Origin of the sequence: Promicromonospora sukumoe 327MFSha3.1 (assembly GCF_000385135.1) — a bacterium.
Taxonomy (GTDB): domain Bacteria; phylum Actinomycetota; class Actinomycetes; order Actinomycetales; family Cellulomonadaceae; genus Promicromonospora; species Promicromonospora sukumoe_B.
Genome location: NZ_ARQM01000010.1, coordinates 288319 through 304454 on the forward strand (window position 1 = coordinate 288319; position 16136 = coordinate 304454).

Here is a 16136-nt window from a genome sequence, read left to right on the forward strand (position 1 = left end):
CACCGAGACGAAGTCACCGACACGAAGGAGCGGGACCATGTCACGCACACCGATCGACATCACCGTGCCGAGCCTCGCCGGGAGGCGCGCACTGATCACCGGCGCGAGCGACGGCATGGGCCTGGTCATGGCCACCCGCCTGGCCGCCGCGGGCGCCGAGGTGCTCATGCCCGTGCGCAACCAGCGCAAGGGCGAGGCGGCGATGGCCACGATCCGGCGCACGGTCCCGGACGCGCGCCTGGTGCTCGGCAGCCTCGACCTGTCCTCGCTGGCCTCGGTCGCCGCGCTGGGGGACACCCTGCGCGCCGCAGGGCAGCCGATCCACCTCATGATCAACAACGCGGGCGTGATGCGGCCGCCGAGCCGGCAGACCACCGCCGACGGGTTCGAGCTGCAGACGGGCACCAACCACCTGGGCCACTTCGCCCTGGTCGGCGCGGTGCTGCCGCTCCTGCGCGCCGGCCGCGCCCGCGTGACCTCGCAGGTCAGCGTCGCGGCCCGACGCGGCTCGATCAACTGGGACGACGTGAGCTGGGAGCGCGAGTACGACGGCATGCGCGCCTACAGCCAGTCCAAGATCGCCTTCGGGCTGTTCGGCCTGGAGCTGCAGCGGCGCAGCGCGGCGGCGGGCTGGGGCATCACGAGCAACCTCTCCCATCCCGGCGTGGCGCCGACCAGCCTGCTCGCCGCACGCCCGGAGCTCGGACGCAGCGAGGACACACCCCAGATCCGGGGGATCCGCTGGCTCTCCGAGCACGGCATCCTGCTCGGCACCGTGCGGACGGCGGGGCTGCCGGCGCTGATGGCCGCGACCGACCCCACCGCCCGGCCCGGTGCGCTCTACGGCCCGAGCGGCCCCGGCAACCTCGGCGGCGCGCCCGCCGAGCAGCGGATGTACGCGCCGCTGCGCAGCCCGCAGGACGCCGCGCGAGTGTGGGAGCTCTCCGAGCGCCTGACCGGCGTCAGCTTCGCCGCCGCCGTGGGGGAGCGCCCGTGAGCGTTCTCCGACGTGTCAGACGCACAGATCCCTCGGGTGATCAGAGCGTCTGACACGTCAGCGGGACGGCACCGCCGACGGCCACGGGCCCAGCTCGGGCAGGTCGCCCGGCAGCGGCGTCGCCGGCACCCGGCCGGCCAGCCAGACGGTGACGTCGCGGGGGTCGCCGGCGACGTCGTCCACCGTCACGCCGTCGGGCAGGCGGACCGCCAGGAAGTCGCGCAGGTGCGCGCACAGGGCGTCGTCCCACGTGTCGTAGCCGACCTCCCGGGCCGTGCCGTGCAGGGCGTCCACCGAGTGGATCCGCACCTCGCGCCACCAGGCGAGCACGCAGCCCGACAGCGGGCCGCCGCGGTACCCGCTCGGGGCGTCCCACAGGGGTGAGCCCGCCTGCGGCCAGGCACCGGCCAGGTCGTCGCGCACGGCGGTCAGCGCCGCGACGTGCTCGGCGACGGTGCGCCCGGCGCCCGCCTCGATCAGGGCGGTGCGGGCCTCCGGACTCGCGTAGACCGGCACCACCTCGCCGCGCTCGGCGGCCTGCGCCTGCCGGACCATCGCCCCACCCAGGCCCGCGACGTGCGACAGGACGTGCCCGCGCGTCCAGCCCTCCAGGGTCGAGGGGCCGGCGAGGTCGTCGGCGGTCAGCCGCCCGACGGCGAGGAGCAGGGCGTCGAGCCCCGCCGCAGAGTCGGTGCGGGCGTGGGCGATCAGGTCGGTGGCGGGTGCGGTGGTGCTGGGCGTGCTCGTGCTGGGGGTGGTCACAGGGTTTTCCCTTCGTCGGGGCGGGCACGTGTCAGACGTACAGGTCACCGGAGGGATCTGTACGTCTGACACGAGAGGGGGGTCAGGGCCAGAGCAGGCCCTTGGACCAGCCGTCGGCCTCCGCCGTGTAGAGCAGGCGGGTGTGCGGGCCGTCGTCCGGCGCCTGCCAGAACTCGACCGACGTCGGGGCCAGCACGTAGGCAGTCCAGTCCGGGGCGGCGAGCTCCGGGTCGGCGGTGACGGTGCGCAGCGCCTCGGCGAACGCGTCCGCGTACTCCTCCGGGGAGCCGAGCGGCTCGCTCTGCCGGTTCACCAGGCCCGACGCACGCGACAGGTCCGACCGCGCCAGGAAGTCGGCCCGGCTCGCCTCCGGCCCTGCCGACGCCGCCGTGCCCGTCACCTTCACCTGCCGGCCCAGCTCGGGCCAGAAGAACGTCAGCGCCGCGTGCGGGTTGGCCGCCAGGTCGCGGCCCTTGGGCCCCGAGGACTGCGAGGCGAACCACCACCCGTCCGCCGTCACGTCCTTGAGCACCAGCGTGCGGGCGTGCACCCGCCCCGCGGCGTCGGCCGTCGACAGCGTCGCGGCCTGCGGGGCCAGGATCCCGGCGTCGATCGCCTGCTCCAGCCACGCCACGAACAGGTCGTGCGGGACGGCGGGAGCGGCCGCGGTGTCGAAGACCGGCAGGCCGGGGCGGCCGAAGGCGGGCAGCGCGCGCAGGCGCTCGCGGAAGGTCACTGGTTCTCCTCCTGGGTCGGCAGGTTCGGGGTCGGCACCGTCGGGGCCGGCACGGTCGGGGCCGGCACGGTCTGGGTCAGCAGGCCGACGAACCCGCGCACCGCGGCGGCGAGCGCGTCCGGGTCCCGCGTGGCGCGCGCCAGGACGTAGCCGCCCTGGACGATCGCGAGGGCGGCGTGCGCGCGGTCGCGGGCGGCGTCGTCGGGCAGCCCGGTCTCGCGCAGAACCTGGGTGAGCGTGCCGAGCAGCCGCACGAAGTAGGCGGTCACCACGTCGTGCAGGCCGTCGTCGTCCATCACCGCCTGGTCGGAGGTGAGGCGGCCGATCTTGCAGCCGGCCAGCGCGTCGCGCGGCCGTTCGAGGTAGGCGACCAGTCGTTCGACGGCGGGGGAGTCGCCGCCGAGCGTGCGCAGCGCGCGGGTGAGCGCTTCGTCCACGGTGGCGCCGACGGCGGCCACGGCCAGGTCGTGCTTGGTGGGGAAGTGGTGGTAGAGGCTGCCCTGCCCCACGCCCGACGCCGCCAGCACGGCGCGCGGGCTCGTCGGCCCGACGCCCTGGGCGGCGAAGAGGTCCTGGGCGGCGTCCACGAGGCGGTCGCGCGCTGAGGTGGTGGTGCTCATGCCCCGCACCATACCTACCTCCAGGTATGGTGACAACCGAAAACTGCCGGCGACGTGCCGGGACGAGGTGCGTCAGACCAGGGTGAGCACGCCCAGGACGCCGACCGCCAGCCCGAGGACGAGCGAGACGCCGATGAGCACGGAGTGCACGGTGAGGAACTTCGTGGGGCGGCCGTCGGCGTCCCGCGACCGGGGGTCGGCGACGATGCGCTGCCAGAACCGCGGCCAGATGAGCAGGTTCCACAGGGCGGTGACGATGAGCACGACGGACCAGGCGACAGGGATCTCCACGTGCCGATTATCCGCCCGGTCCGGGCGGGTTCCGTCAGAAGTAGTCGCGGACGTGGAGCTGGCGGCCCGCGAAGAGGGCCGTCAGGACGGCGTCGTGGTCGGCCGGGCCGGTCAGGTGGCCCCCGAACCGCAGGTTCGCCGCCGACTGCGCGCCCGCGTACAGCAGCGCCAGCCCGTTGGGGTCGAGCACCGGCCGCTCGTGGTGCGCGTCCTCGACGGCGACCGCATCGCGCTCCAGGCGCGTGACGCCGTCGGACACCGTGAGCGTCCACGCGCCAGCCAGGTCCGCCGCACCGCGGACCGCGAACGGCACGCGCGCGCCCTCCAGCACCGACGGCAGGCCGCCGAGCGCACCCGCGACGTCCAGGACCCGCAGCATGTACGGGTGCGCGGCGTGCACGCTGGTGGTCAGGTCGGGCAGCACCAGCCAGGCGGGGTCCAGGCCCGACGTCGCCACGCGCGCCGTCCCGACCACCGTCGAGAAGGTGCCGAGCGTGCGCCACAGGGCCCGCGCCGCGTCCGGGGTCAGGGCGATCAGGTCGTCGATCTCCATGACCGTCGTGGTCGGCGTGTACCCCTCGCCGCGGTTCCAGCTCGCGAAGCCGACCGCCTCGCCCGCCGCGTCGACGGCCAGCGTCACGCCCGTGTAGTCGGCGAAGAACTTCTCCGGCGGCGTCCAGAACGGCTTCTCCGCCCGCGACACCGGCCCGTTCTGGGCGCTCGCCCACCGGTGGTGGACGGCGACGACGGCGTCGAAGTCGGCCGTCGTCGCCCGGCGCGTCGTCACCCCGGCGGGCGCGGCCACGCGGTTCAGGTTCTGCAGCGGCACGTCGACGTCGTCGAACGAGCCGATCACCTCGTAACCCAGGCGCCGGTAGATGCCCGGGGCCGACGGGAACAGCGCCGAGAGGACGTCGCCCTGCTCCCGGGCCTCGTCGAGCGCCGCGCCGAACAGACGCGCGAGGTGGCCGGAGCCGCGCCGCTCGGGCTCCACCGCCACGCCCGCGAAGCCCGCCGTCGGCACGCGCGCGCCGTGGAACCACGACGTGAACCCGTAGACCCGCAGGCGGGCCGCCAGCCCGTCGTCGTCGAACGCGCCCCACTCGCGGAAGCCCGACGCGGCCCACTCCTCGCTCGTCGGCACCGTGGGGCCCGCCGCGGGTACGCCGAACGCCTCGCCGCCCAGCCGGGTGTAGTCGGGCTGGTCGGTGTACTCGATCCGGCGCACGGTGAGGGTCATGCAGGCGACCCTAGGCAACCGGCGCGGGACGGGGCGAGCGCAAAAACGGGATGCGAAGCTCAGACTCTGCTTGTTGGGCGACTGAGCCTGCGGCTCCGCTCCGGGCGGGTGCCTCGTGCCTCGGCCCCCACCCTGCGCTGCGTCCCCGGCTCAGTCGCCGAAGTACGCGACCTGGTCCTCCGCCGGGTGCGGCCGCAGCAGCGGGGTGCGCGTGACCTCCAGGGGCTCCGGCGTGAGCAGGCCCTGCAGCTCGGCGTCGGCGGTGCGGTTGCCCGGGGCGAGGCCGTCGTCGGCCACCAGGTCCCGCTGGAACAGCACGGCGTCGCGCCACGCGCCCAGCTTCCAGCCGATCTTCTCGAACGAGCCCGCGCGGTGGAACCCGACAGCCTCGTGGAGCGCGATCGCGGGGTCGTTCGGCAGCACGATGCTGGCCACGACGCGGTGGTAGCCGCGGCGCGCGAGCCGCGTCAGGAGCGCCTCGTACAGCGCGCGCCCGCCGCCCACGCGCTGGTGGTCGCTCGCGACGTACACGTTGGTCTCGAGCGTCCAGCGGAACGTCGGGCGGTCCGCGAACGGCTTGGCGTAGGCGAACCCGACCACCTCGCCGTGCGACTCGAGCACGAGCCACGTCTCGCGGCCGAAGAACCGCTCGATGCGCCGCGTCATCTCGCGGGCGTCCGGCGGACGGGTCTCGAACGTCGCCGCCGAGTCGGCCACGAAGGGGGCGTAGATGGCGGCGCAGGCTGCGGCGTCGTCGGGAGTCGCGACGCGGACGATGCTGTCCATGCCCGAATCCTTTCGTGTTCCGGACGGGCGTGATGATCGCAGCGCGGAATTGACGGCGACCGTCTGACCAGGTAGATCAGCCCGGCTCGCCCGACGGCGGGGTCGCGCCCAGCGCGGGCGCGAGGTCCTTCTGCAGGCGCGCGACGTCGTGCCAGCGGCCGTGCTTCCAGCCGATCTGGTGGAACGTGCCGACCACCTCGAACCCGAGCGCGGTGTGCAGGCCGAGACTCGGCTCGTTCGGCAGGGCGAGGCCGGCCACCAGGCGCCGGTAGCCCCGCTCGGCGAGCCGCTCGAAGAGCGCCTCGTACAGGGCGCGGCCCGCGCCGGTCCGGCGTCGGCCGTGCTCCAGGTAGACGCTCGTCTCGGCCGCCCACCGGTAGGCCTCGCGCGGCGAGTAGGGCGCGGCGTAGGCGTAGCCGACGACGTCGCCCGTGCCGGCCTCGGCCGCGACGAGCCACGCGTGGCGCTCCGAGCAGCTCGCGATGCGGCGCGCCATCTCGGCGGCGTCCGGCGGCTCGGCCTCGAAGCTGATGTGCGTGTCGCGCACGTAGTAGGCGTAGATCGCGGCGCAGGCGGCCGCGTCGTCGGCGGTCGCCGGGCGGATGGTCAGGTCCATGTGCAGATCGTGCCCGATGCGCGGGGCGGCGTAGGGAGCGGCGTACGAGAGGGCGGGCGAAATCCTCGCGACGCCCGGGGCGGATGTGGGTGGCCAGGCATAGCGTGATGCCCGTGACCACGCTCCAGAGACGAGTCCTCGTCGTCGCCGTCCTCGGTTCCTTCGTGTCGTTCCTCGACGGCACGGTGGTGAGCGTCGCCCTGCCCTCGATCGCGGAGGAGCTCGCGAGTCCCGGCATGGAGGCGCTGCCCCTGCAGCAGTGGGTCGTGGACGCGTACCTCATCACCCTCGGCGCGCTGATGCTGGTGGCCGGCTCGGTCTCCGACGTCTACGGCCGGAAGCGTGTGCTGGCGATCGGGCTCGTCGGGTTCGGGGCCGCCTCCGTGCTGTGCGCGCTCGCGCCGACCGGGCCGTTCCTCGTCCTCGCGCGCGCCCTGCAGGGGGTGGGCGGCGCCCTGCTGGTGCCGAGCTCCCTGGCGCTGATCATCGCGACCTTCAGCGGCGAGGCGCAGTCGCGTGCGATCGGCCGGTGGACGTCGCTGACCACCGGCGCGATGATCGTCGGCCCGTTCGTGGGCGGCATGCTGGTCGACTTCGTGTCCTGGCGCTGGGTGTTCTGGATCAACGTGCCCGTCATCGTCGTGACCCTCTGGCTGCTGCGCGGGGTGCCCGCCGCGGAGGGCGAGCCCGGCCGGCGCATCGACGTCCCCGGCGCGGTCATGGCCGCGCTCGGCCTCGCGGGCGTCGTGTTCGGGCTGATCGAGGGTGCGCGGCTGGGGTGGACGTCGCCGCTGATCCTCACCTCGATCATCGGGGGAGCCGTGCTGCTGGTGGCGTTCGTGCTCTACCAGCGGCGCGCGGCCGACCCGATGCTGCCGCTGCGCCTGTTCGGCGCGCGCAACTTCGCCTGGGGCAACCTGGCGACGACGGCGATCTACGGCGCGCTGTCCCTGGGCGGCTTCGTGCTCACGCTGTTCCTGCAGCAGGTCGCCGGGTACTCCGCCACGTGGTCCGGGGTGGCGCAGCTGCCCACGACCATCGCGATGATCGCGCTGTCCGCGTGGTTCGGCACGCTCGCCGGCCGGTACGGGCCGCGGCTGTTCATGACGGTGGGGCCGATCATCGCCGGCACCGGCTTCCTCCTGATGCTCTCGATCGACGAGACCGCCGCCTACCTCACGCAGGTGCTGCCGGGTCAGCTCGTGTTCGGGCTGGGCCTCTCGATCACGGTCGCGCCGCTCACGGCAGCCATCCTCGGCGCCGTCCCCACGCACGACGCCGGCATCGGCTCCGCCGTGAACAACGCCGTCGCGCGGGTGGCGGGCCTGGTGACCGTGGCGTTCGCGGGCATCATCACCGGCGGCGTGCTCGACGTCGCCTCGCTGCACCGGGCGTTCCTGGTCACCGCGGGCCTGCTCGTGCTCGGCGGGCTGCTGTCCCTGGTGGGCATCCGCAACGTGCGTGGAGTAGATCCCGACGCAAACCTGGTCAAAACCAGTTAGGTATGCCTAACCTCAGTACATGGCATACAAGGGCCGCAGGGCCGTCGATCCGCACGTCGTGATGGCCGAGGTCATCGGCACCAAGCAGGTCTCGCCGAACATGATGCGCGTGACCCTGGGCGGCGACGAGCTCGACCGGTTCACGCCCGCCGGCTACGACCAGTGGTTCCGCCTCTTCCTGCCGCGCGCCGGGCAGGACATGCTCCGCCTGCCGACGCGCACCTCCGGGCTCTGGTACGCCGAGTACCTCACCACGCCCAGGGCCCGCCGGCCCTGGGTGCGCAACTACACGGTGCGAGCCGCGCGGCCCGACCTGAACGAGCTCGACGTCGACTTCGTGCTGCACGCGGGGGAGGACGACGGCGAGGAAGCGGGTGGGCACGACGCCGGGCATGGTGCCGGGCATGCCGCCGGGCCGGGGGCCGGGTTTGCCCAGGCCGCCGAGCAGGGCCTGCGCGTCGGCCTGCTCGACCAGGGCGTCGCCTACAACCCGCGGCACGACCACGACTGGACGCTCCTGGTCGCCGACGAGTCCGGCCTGCCCGCCGTCGCGGGCATCTGCGAGTCCCTGCCCGACGACGCCCGCGGCGTCGCCGTCGTCGAGGTGCCCACGGCCGCGGACAAGCAGGAGTTCCGCGCCCCGGCGGGCGTCGAGGTGCGCTGGGTGGTGCGGTCCGAGGTTGCCGGGGACGACGCCGGGCAGGGCGGCACGCACGATGCCGCCGCGCATGCTGTTCCCGGCCGGGCGGCGCTCGCGGACCTGTGCGCCCTGGACCTCTCGGGCCACGGCGGCGACGTCTACGCCTTCACGATCGGTGAGTCGGCGCTGGCCACGGGCGCGCGCCGGCACCTGGTGGGCGAGCGCGGGGTGCCCAAGGCGCACGTCGACTTCGTGGGCTACTGGCGCCACGGCAAGGCCGCCCCGAGCTGACAGCTCCGTTGGGCGGGCCGGGTGCTGGGGCCGGGTGCTGGCGGGGCGCTTCAGCGTGGTCGGCAGAATGTCAGATGGTCGGTATTCCGAGCTGCCGACCATCTGACGTTCTGCCGACCATCTGACGTTCTGCCGACCGCCTCCCTGACGCCCTCCGCCGCCGTCCGGAGTCCCGGCGACCACTTGCTGATCGCTGAGGCCAGCGCAGGGCGCAGAGCAGATCGTTTCGTGGCGCAGTGAGACCCTCGCTGAGGGACCGAGCCGCAAGGAGCGCGACCACAGGTGCCGGTTTTCGGGGTTCGTGCACAGGCAGGGGAAAGCGCCCGCCGCGGCATGCGGATGTACGGCACCGTCGAGGCATGAACCAGACGGGGATCGTCCTTGCTCGCCACCATGACCGAGAGGCGTTGCGGCGCGCGCTCAGGGCGAAACGGGCGGAGAAGATCCGCCGAGGTGCCTATCGCTCCCCGCAGCCGTCGACCGGCGACCGGTTCCGTGATGCCGACGACCGGGCCCTGGCACGCACGCTGGCGGTCGCCGCCCAGGTTCGCGATGCGTGGGTGAGCCACGAGTCGGCCGCGCTGCTGCACGGGCTGCGGCTGTGGCAGCCGCCCGACCGCGTCCATGTCGTGCAGAAGTACCGGGCGTCGTCGGCCTCGGCGGGCGACATCGCGCGCCACCGGCTGGGCCTCACCGAGGACGAGAAGGTCGTGATCGACGGCGTGGCGACGACCAGCCTGGAGCGTACGGTCGTCGACTGCTGCGTCGCGCTGCACCCGCTGCTCGCGCTCGTCGTCGCGGACGACGCGCTCGCAGGCGGGATGGACCGGGTCGCTGCCCTCGCCGTGCTGGACGCCCGGCGTGACCCACGCGGGCGGCGTCGGGCACGGCTGGTGCTCGAGCTGGCGGACCCGGGCGCGGAGTCCGCGTGGGAGACCTGGTTGCGGTACATCGTGCTGCGGGCCGGCCTGCCCCGGCCGACCGCACAGCTCCAGGTGCGCACGCCGCACGGCGACTACCGTGCCGATCTGGGCTGGGCCGAGTTCCGGCTGCTGGCCGAGTTCGACGGGCGCGTCAAGTACACCCGGGGCGCTCTCGGCCCCGGTCACGACGCCGACCGCGCTCTGTTCGACGAGAAGCGCCGCGAGGACCACCTCCGCGAGGAGGACTGGGGCGTCGTCCGCGTGACGTCGTCGGACACACCCGCTGAGGCGGAAGAGCGCGTCCTCCGCCGCCTCCCGCCTGCCACCCGCAAAGCGTTGACGCCCCTGCACCTCCTCCCGCCGCCGCCTCACCACCCGGTCGTCCCGCCGGCGGCACCCGCCCGCGCTGCTCGCCCCGCCCGCGAGGCACGCGCAAAGTGATCGGCAGAATGTCAGGTGGTCGGCATTCCGAGGTGCCGACCACCTGACATTCTGCCGACCGCCCGGTGCCTTAATGCGTTGGCGGGCGCGGGCCGCTGTGTCAGGGTCCCGGGCATGACTTCTTTCGTCTCGCACGTGACCGTGGACTGCTCCGACGCGTACACGCTGTCCGAGTGGTGGAAACCGGTGCTCGGCTACCAGGACGTGCCCGGCGACCCCAACCTGCCCGGCCACGAGGAGTGCATGATCGTCGACCCGGACGGCAAGGGCGTCGACGTCCTGTTCATCGAGGTGCCGGAGGTCAAGACGGTCAAGAACCGGGTGCACCTCGACCTGCGTCCGCGCGCGGACCTGCGCGACGTCGAGATCGAGCGGGTCAAGGGGCTCGGCGCCACCGTCGTGAACGACCACCGCGGCATCTACGGGCCGGGTTCGGGCTGGGTGACGTTCGCCGACCCGGAGGGCAACGAGTTCTGCGTGCTGCGCTCGCGGGCGGAGCTCGCGACCGAGCCCGCGGGAGCCGAGGACGTTGCGGCAGACGGCTCGGGCTCGGCCGACGGTTCGAACGCCGCCGGTCCGGTCGACGGCGCAGTCGCAGCAGGCTCGGCCGACGACGCAGGTGCCGTCAGCGTCGCGGGCGCCGCGGACCAGGCCGACGCATGACCGAGCTCGTGATCCGGCCTGAGCGGTCGGCGGACTTCGCCGCGATCCGGCAGGTACTGGTCGCGGCGTTCGGCGATGACGAGGTCGCCGACGGCGTCGACCGCATCCGCGAGTCCTGGATCTACCGCCCCGCGACGTCGCTGGTGGCGGTGTCCGACGGCGAGGTGGTCGGCCACGTGATGATCACCGGATGCACCGTCACGGGCGAGGCCGGAGAACGCCCGGTTGCGATGCTCACCCCGCTCGGCGTGCTGCCGGAGCACCAGCGGCGCGGGATCGGAGCGGCCCTCGTACGGGCTGCGCTGGCCGGCGCCGAGGAAGCAGGCGAGCCGTACGTCGTGCTGGAGGGCAGCCCCAAGTACTACGGCGCACTCGGTTTCCGCACGGCCGGCGACTACGGCATCGAGATGGAGCTGCCGGACTGGGCCCCGCCCGAGGCGGCCCAGGTCTACCTGCTGCCGACCTATGACCCGGCCGACCCCACTCTGCGCGGCAAGATCAGCTACCCGCCGGTCTACGGCTGAGTATTGCGGCGGTAGGCGGCTGGGTCTGGCCTGATCTGGGTGGTCGGCAGAATGTCAGGTGGTCGGCAACCCGGGTTGCCGACCACCTGACATTCTGCCGACCACCCGGATCGGCGCGCCGTAGCCCGCAGCCCGCCCGGCCTTCGGGCTCAGACGCGGACGACGACCTTGCCGCGCGTGTGGCCCGACTCGTTGGCGCGGTGCGCGTCGGCGGCGTCGGCCAGGTCGAAGACCTGCGCGACCTCGACGGACAGCTTGCCGGCGTCGAACAGGGCGGTGAGCGCGTCCAGGTCGGCGGTCGAGGGGCGCACCCACACGTAGTGCCCGCCGTGCTCGCTGCGGGCGGTCGGGTCGGCGATCGAGGCGACCGTGCCGCCGTCGGCCAGGTTCTCGACGCTGGCCGCGACGGCCCCGTCGCCCACGAAGTCCAGGACGACGTCCACGCCGTCGGGCGCGAGGGCGCGCACGCGGTCGGCCAGGCCGTCGCCGTAGGTGACGGGCTCGGCGCCCAGCCCGCGCAGGAACTCGTGGTTCCGCTCGCTCGCGGTGCCGACGACGCGGGCGCCCAGCGCCCTGGCGATCTGCACGGCGAACGCGCCGACGCCGCCGGCCGCGGCGTGCACCAGCACGGTCTGGCCTTCCTTGACGCCGGCCCGCTGGATCGCCTGGTACGCGGTGAGGCCCGCGAGCGGCACCGCCGCGGCCTCCTCGAAGCTCAGCGACGCCGGCATGCGGGCCAGCGTGCGCACGGGCGCGGCCACCAGCTCGGCGAACGTGCCGCCGCGCACGGTGTCCTTGCGCACGTAGCCGTATACCTCGTCGCCCACCTGGTACTCGGGGGTGTCGAGGCCGACCTGCTCGACGACGCCCGCGACGTCCCAGCCCGGGATCGCCGGGAGCTCCGTGTCGATGAGACCCTGCAGGTACCCCTGGCGGATCTTCCAGTCGACCGGGTTGACCGACGCCGCCTTCACCCGGACGACGACGGTGTCGGGGCCGATGTGGGGGTCCGGCTGCTCGGTGAGCTCCAGGACGTCCGCGCTGCCGAACTCTGCATACGTGATCGCTCGCATGCAGGCGACAACCAGCGTTGCGGACGCGGGTATTCCGCGCCCGCCGGGTGGCCCGCGGCACACCGCGTCCTGCCGTCCCAGTAATAGTGTGCCAAGCGCCGCGCGCAACCCAAGGTGCGCTTCTACCCAGCCATTCGGCCCGGAACCGGCGTGATTTCGGGCCTAATGACTGGGTAGAAGCGCACATCCGCGGCGTCGGGGCATTGCTCATCCCGGCGGCGGCACCTCCGCGACCACGTCCGACGCCGCCTTCTCCGGGCGCCAGCCCCGCCACACCGAGTGCCGCATGCGCCGCTCGCCCGAGGCGCCGTCCGAGCCCTCGACCCAGTCGGCGTACGTCACCTCGCCCACCAGGCTCGGCGTGACCCAGCGAGCGTCGGACGCGTCCTCCGGCGGCACCCCGGAGACCCCCGGCGTCTTGCGCTCCATGCCCCGCAGCCGCGCGGTGATCTCGCGGCGCTCGCGCTCGCTGAAGCCTGTGCCGACCCGGCCGACGTAGCGCAGGCCGCCGTCCTCGCCGTCGGGCACCGCCATGAGCAGCGAGCCCATCACCGACGCGTCGGCGCGGCCCGGGCGCCAGCCCACCACGACCACCTCCTGCATGGCCTGGTGCTTGATCTTGAGCCACTCCCGCGAGCGGCGTCCGGCATAGGTGGAGCTTCGCCGCTTGGCGACCACGCCCTCCAGGCGCAGGGTGCGCGAGGTGCGGACGGCGGCGTCGAGGTCCCCGTCGAAGGCGGGCGGCAGGTGCACGGGCGGGCTCGGCGTGACCAGGGACTCCAGCAGCTCGCGCCGCTCGGTGTAGGTGCGGCCGGTCACGTCCTCGCCGTCGGCCACCAGGACGTCGAACAGCATGAGGTCCACCTGGACCTGCGCGCGGGCACGCGCGACGTCGTGCTCCTTGCGCAGGTTGGCGCGGTGCTGCAGGCGGCGGAAGTCGGGCCGGCCGGCGCGGTCGAGGGCGACGATCTCGCCGTCGAGCACCACGGGCAGGCGGGCGGCGTCGACCTGGCCCGCGAGCGCCGCGAGCTCGGGGAAGGTGACGGTGAGGTCCTGGCCGGAGCGGCTGATCAGGCGGAGGGTGCCGGGGTCCTGGACGTGGGCGAGGGTGCGGAACCCGTCCCACTTCATCTCGAAGGCCCAGTCGTCGGGCCGGGTGAGGTCGCCGGGGGTGGCGGCGGTGGCGAGCATCGCGCGCCATCGGCCGCCCGGCGGAGTCTCGCGTCGGGTGCCGGTCTCGCGGGCCGCGGACGGCGCCGCGGGTTCGGCGGCGGACGGCGCTGGGGTGCCGGGCTGGGCCTTGGTGAGGTGGATGAGCCAGTTGTTCTCGGCGTCGCCGTCGCGTCCGCCGGTGCGGATGAGGGCGAGGCGGCGGGCGCCGCGCTCGGCGGAGTGCAGGGTGACGATGACCTCGTCGTCGCGCCATTTCTCGAGGTCGTAGGTGCCGGAGTCCCAGATGGTGACGTCGCCGGCCCCGTACTCGCCGCCGGGGATGCTGCCCTCGAACGACCCGTACTCCAGCGGGTGGTCCTCGGTCTGCACGGCCAGGTGGTTCTTGGTGGGGTCGGTGGGTTCGCCGCGGGGGAGTGCCCAGCTGACGAGCACGCCCTCGTGCTCCAGGCGGAAGTCCCAGTGCAGGCGGCGGGCGTGGTGCTCCTGGATGACGAAGGTGGGGTCGGGCTCGACCTGCGGGGCGGCAGTCTCGACAGGCTCGACCTGCGAGACCTGCGAGACCCGCGCGTCGCCGTCCGGCCCGAACGGCTCCGGTGTCTTCGCCGGGTCCCGCTTCGCGCGGTAGGTCTCCAGCTTCTGGAAGGTGGCCAGCCGCTCCGTCGTGGGCTCGAGGGCGGCGAGGTGTCCCTCCAGCAGGGGCGCGAGGAGGTCGCCGTCGGCGGCGATGCGGGCCAGCACGTCGTCGGGCGTGAGCTGGGCGAGCTCCGGGTCCTCCAGCTCCGCCCAGGTGCGGGGCGCGGCGACCCAGGGCCGGTCGAGGCCGCGCAGGGAGTAGGGCGCGATGGTGGTCTTGCTGCCGTTGTTCTGCGACCAGTCGACGAGCACCTTGCCGGACCGCAGGGCCTTGCTCATGTCGCTGACCACCAGGTCGGGGTGCTCGGCCTCCAGGTAGCGGGCGAGCTCGTGCGCGACGGCGGAGACGGCGTCGGAGTCGAGACGGGTGTCGGCGGCCTTGCCCAGGGCGGCGTACAGGTGGATGCCCTTGGACCCGGAGGTGACGGGGTAGGGCTCCAGGTCCATGCCGCGCAGGATGTCGCGGGCCCAGCGGGCGACCTGTGCGCACTCGGCGAGGCCGGCGCCCGGCCCGGGGTCGAGGTCGAGCACGAGGCGGTCAGGGTCGAGCCGGGCCCCGGTGCGGCCGAACTGCCACTGCGGCGTGTGCAGCTCCAGGGTGGCGGTCTGGCCCAGCCAGGTCAGGGTCGCGAGGTCGTTGACCAGCACGTAGTCGTTGGCGGACTTCTTGTGCTGGATCGACCTCCGCTTGACCCAGTCGGGGGTGGAGGCGTCGAGGTTCTTCTGGAAGAACATCTGCCCGCCGGTGCCGTCCGGCCACCGTTTGCGGGTGGCGGGGCGGTTGGCGGCGTGCGGCAGCAGCACCGGCGCCACCTCGGCCAGGTAGTGCAGCACCTCGCCCTTGGTGGTGCCGGACGCCGGGTAGAGCACCTTGTCGAGGTTGCTCAGGCGCAGGCGGTGCCCGTCGACCGTGACCGTCTGCGTCGTCGCCATCCCACCATCGTGCCGCCGCCCGGGCGCGCGCGCTCGGAGTCGCCGAGATCACTCGGACGGGGTCGTGACGGGGTGAAGAACTCCGCTAGGCTCCGGCGCGTGATTTCTGACATCTCGACCGACGCGTTCGCCTCGCCCCTGACGGCGGCCGGCGACGCGCCGTCGACCCGGCCCGAGCGCCTCACCGTCTACGGCGCCGAGTGGTGCCGGGACTGCCGCCGCAGCAAGGCCGTGCTGGACGTGCGCCGCGTGGACTACGTCTACGTGGACCTCGTCGCGGAGCCGGCGCGGGCCGACGAGGCCGAGGCGTTGACCGGGCGCAAGCAGATCCCCGTGCTGGTCTTCCCGGACGGCGAGCACCTGGTGGAGCCCACCAACGCGGAGCTCTGCGAGAAGCTGGACCGCGCGGGCCTCTGACGTCGGTCAGGGCTTAAACCTGGGCATGTAGTGCGCTTGGGGCGCACCATAGAAGGATGAGGGCCATCTGGAAGGGTGCCGTGACCTTCGGTCTCGTCAACGTCCCGGTCAAGGTCTACAGCGCGACCGAGGACCACGACGTGCCGTTGCACCAGGTGCATGACGCCGACGGCGGACGCATCCGGTACAAGCGCGTGTGCGAGATCGACGGCGAGGTGGTGCCGTACGAGCACATCGACAAGGCGTACGACGACGGCGAGCGCACCGTGGTGCTCACCAAGCAGGACCTCGCCGACCTGCCCGCCGAGCGGGACCGGGAGATCTCGGTGGTCGAGTTCGTGCCGAGCGACCAGATCGACCCGATCATGTTCGACCGGACCTACTACCTGGAGCCCGACTCCAAGTCCACGAAGGCGTACGTGCTGCTGCGCCGCACGCTGGAGGAGACCGACCGCACCGCGGTCGTGAAGTTCGCGCTCCGGCAGCGCACCCGGCTCGCGGCGCTGCGTGTGCGGGACGAGGTGCTGGTGCTGCAGACCCTCCTGTGGGCCGACGAGATCCGCGAGGCCACGTTCCCGTCCCTGGACGAGCCCGCGAAGGTCAGCGCCAAGGAGATGACGATGTCGGCGCAGCTCGTGAGCAGCTTCGAGGCGGACTTCACGCCCGAGGACTACGAGGACGAGTACCAGGTGCAGCTGCGCAAGCTCGTGGACGCGAAGCTGGAGGCCGGCGAGAGCGTCGACACGGCCGCCACCTTCGGTGAGCAGGCCGAGGAGGAGGGCGGGGGCGCCGAGGTCGTGGACCTCATGGAGGCCCTCAAGCGTTCCGTCGCGGACGCGAAGAAGTCCCGCAAGACCGGCTGAGCCGCCCGGCCG

17 protein-coding genes are annotated in these 16136 nt (G+C 73.5%); 8 read left to right on the forward strand and 9 right to left on the reverse strand.

Going from position 1 to position 16136, the window contains the following annotated elements:
- The first annotated feature begins 37 nt into the window (after positions 1–37).
- Entirely contained in the window at positions 38–997 is a 960-nt protein-coding gene (locus tag H291_RS0104950) for an SDR family oxidoreductase (RefSeq protein ID WP_020013872.1), read from the forward strand.
- Between the two features lie 57 nt (positions 998–1054).
- On the opposite strand, the gene H291_RS0104955 is transcribed toward H291_RS0104950, so the two are convergent.
- The 7 genes from H291_RS0104955 to H291_RS0104985 all read right to left on the reverse strand — a co-directional run bounded on the left by H291_RS0104955 (position 1055) and on the right by H291_RS0104985 (position 6048).
- Positions 1055–1759 carry a maleylpyruvate isomerase family mycothiol-dependent enzyme gene (locus H291_RS0104955; protein WP_020013873.1) on the reverse strand — a complete coding sequence of 235 codons (705 nt, stop codon included), beginning with the start codon at positions 1757–1759 and terminating at the stop codon, positions 1055–1057.
- Positions 1760–1841: 82 nt separating this feature from the next.
- A complete protein-coding gene (locus tag H291_RS0104960) occupies positions 1842–2495 on the reverse strand; it encodes a pyridoxine/pyridoxamine 5'-phosphate oxidase (RefSeq protein WP_020013874.1) in 654 nt (217 codons plus the stop codon).
- Positions 2492–3115, reverse strand: a complete 624-nt coding sequence (locus H291_RS28725; protein ID WP_084468051.1) for a TetR/AcrR family transcriptional regulator — start codon at positions 3113–3115, stop codon at positions 2492–2494. Before H291_RS28725 ends, H291_RS0104960 begins: the two co-directional genes overlap by 4 nt.
- A 72-nt stretch (positions 3116–3187) precedes the next feature.
- Positions 3188–3406: an SCO4848 family membrane protein gene (locus H291_RS0104970; RefSeq protein WP_020013876.1), complete on the reverse strand. Its 219-nt coding sequence runs from the start codon at positions 3404–3406 to the stop codon at positions 3188–3190.
- 34 nt (positions 3407–3440) lie between these two features.
- On the reverse strand, positions 3441–4646 hold the full coding sequence (locus tag H291_RS0104975) for a GNAT family N-acetyltransferase (protein WP_020013877.1): 1206 nt from the start codon (positions 4644–4646) through the stop codon (positions 3441–3443).
- 150 nt (positions 4647–4796) lie between these two features.
- Positions 4797–5432: a GNAT family N-acetyltransferase gene (locus H291_RS28730; RefSeq protein ID WP_020013878.1), complete on the reverse strand. Its 636-nt coding sequence runs from the start codon at positions 5430–5432 to the stop codon at positions 4797–4799.
- Positions 5433–5508: 76 nt separating this feature from the next.
- A complete protein-coding gene (locus H291_RS0104985) occupies positions 5509–6048 on the reverse strand; it encodes a GNAT family N-acetyltransferase (protein WP_020013879.1) in 540 nt (179 codons plus the stop codon).
- Positions 6049–6155: 107 nt separating this feature from the next.
- Between H291_RS0104985 and H291_RS0104990 the strand changes: the two genes are divergently transcribed.
- The 5 genes from H291_RS0104990 (at position 6156) to H291_RS0105010 (ending at position 11032) form a co-directional block, all read left to right on the forward strand.
- Positions 6156–7550 (forward strand): DHA2 family efflux MFS transporter permease subunit, encoded by a 1395-nt coding sequence (locus H291_RS0104990; protein WP_020013880.1) that lies wholly within the window; start codon positions 6156–6158, stop codon positions 7548–7550.
- Positions 7551–7569: 19 nt separating this feature from the next.
- Positions 7570–8481: a siderophore-interacting protein gene (locus tag H291_RS0104995; RefSeq protein ID WP_026365408.1), complete on the forward strand. Its 912-nt coding sequence runs from the start codon at positions 7570–7572 to the stop codon at positions 8479–8481.
- 359 nt (positions 8482–8840) lie between these two features.
- Positions 8841–9845 carry a hypothetical protein gene (locus H291_RS28735; RefSeq protein WP_157236716.1) on the forward strand — a complete coding sequence of 335 codons (1005 nt, stop codon included), beginning with the start codon at positions 8841–8843 and terminating at the stop codon, positions 9843–9845.
- 114 nt (positions 9846–9959) lie between these two features.
- Entirely contained in the window at positions 9960–10508 is a 549-nt protein-coding gene (locus H291_RS28740; protein WP_198012405.1) for a VOC family protein, read from the forward strand.
- Entirely contained in the window at positions 10505–11032 is a 528-nt protein-coding gene (locus tag H291_RS0105010) for a GNAT family N-acetyltransferase (protein ID WP_020013884.1), read from the forward strand. Before H291_RS28740 ends, H291_RS0105010 begins: the two co-directional genes overlap by 4 nt.
- Positions 11033–11181: 149 nt before the next feature.
- Here H291_RS0105010 and H291_RS0105015 read toward each other — a convergent pair whose 3' ends face one another.
- Positions 11182–12105, reverse strand: a complete 924-nt coding sequence (locus tag H291_RS0105015; RefSeq protein ID WP_020013885.1) for an NADP-dependent oxidoreductase — start codon at positions 12103–12105, stop codon at positions 11182–11184.
- 207 nt (positions 12106–12312) lie between these two features.
- On the reverse strand, positions 12313–14844 hold the full coding sequence (locus H291_RS0105020; protein ID WP_020013886.1) for an ATP-dependent DNA ligase: 2532 nt from the start codon (positions 14842–14844) through the stop codon (positions 12313–12315).
- 99 nt (positions 14845–14943) lie between these two features.
- Here H291_RS0105020 and H291_RS0105025 point away from each other — a divergent pair, with 99 nt between their 5' ends.
- Positions 14944–15261, forward strand: a complete 318-nt coding sequence (locus tag H291_RS0105025) for a glutaredoxin family protein (protein ID WP_020013887.1) — start codon at positions 14944–14946, stop codon at positions 15259–15261.
- A 56-nt stretch (positions 15262–15317) separates the two neighbouring features.
- Positions 15318–16124, forward strand: coding sequence for a non-homologous end joining protein Ku (gene ku / locus H291_RS0105030; RefSeq protein WP_026365410.1), 807 nt, complete (start codon positions 15318–15320; stop codon positions 16122–16124).
- Positions 16125–16136: the final 12 nt, after the last annotated feature.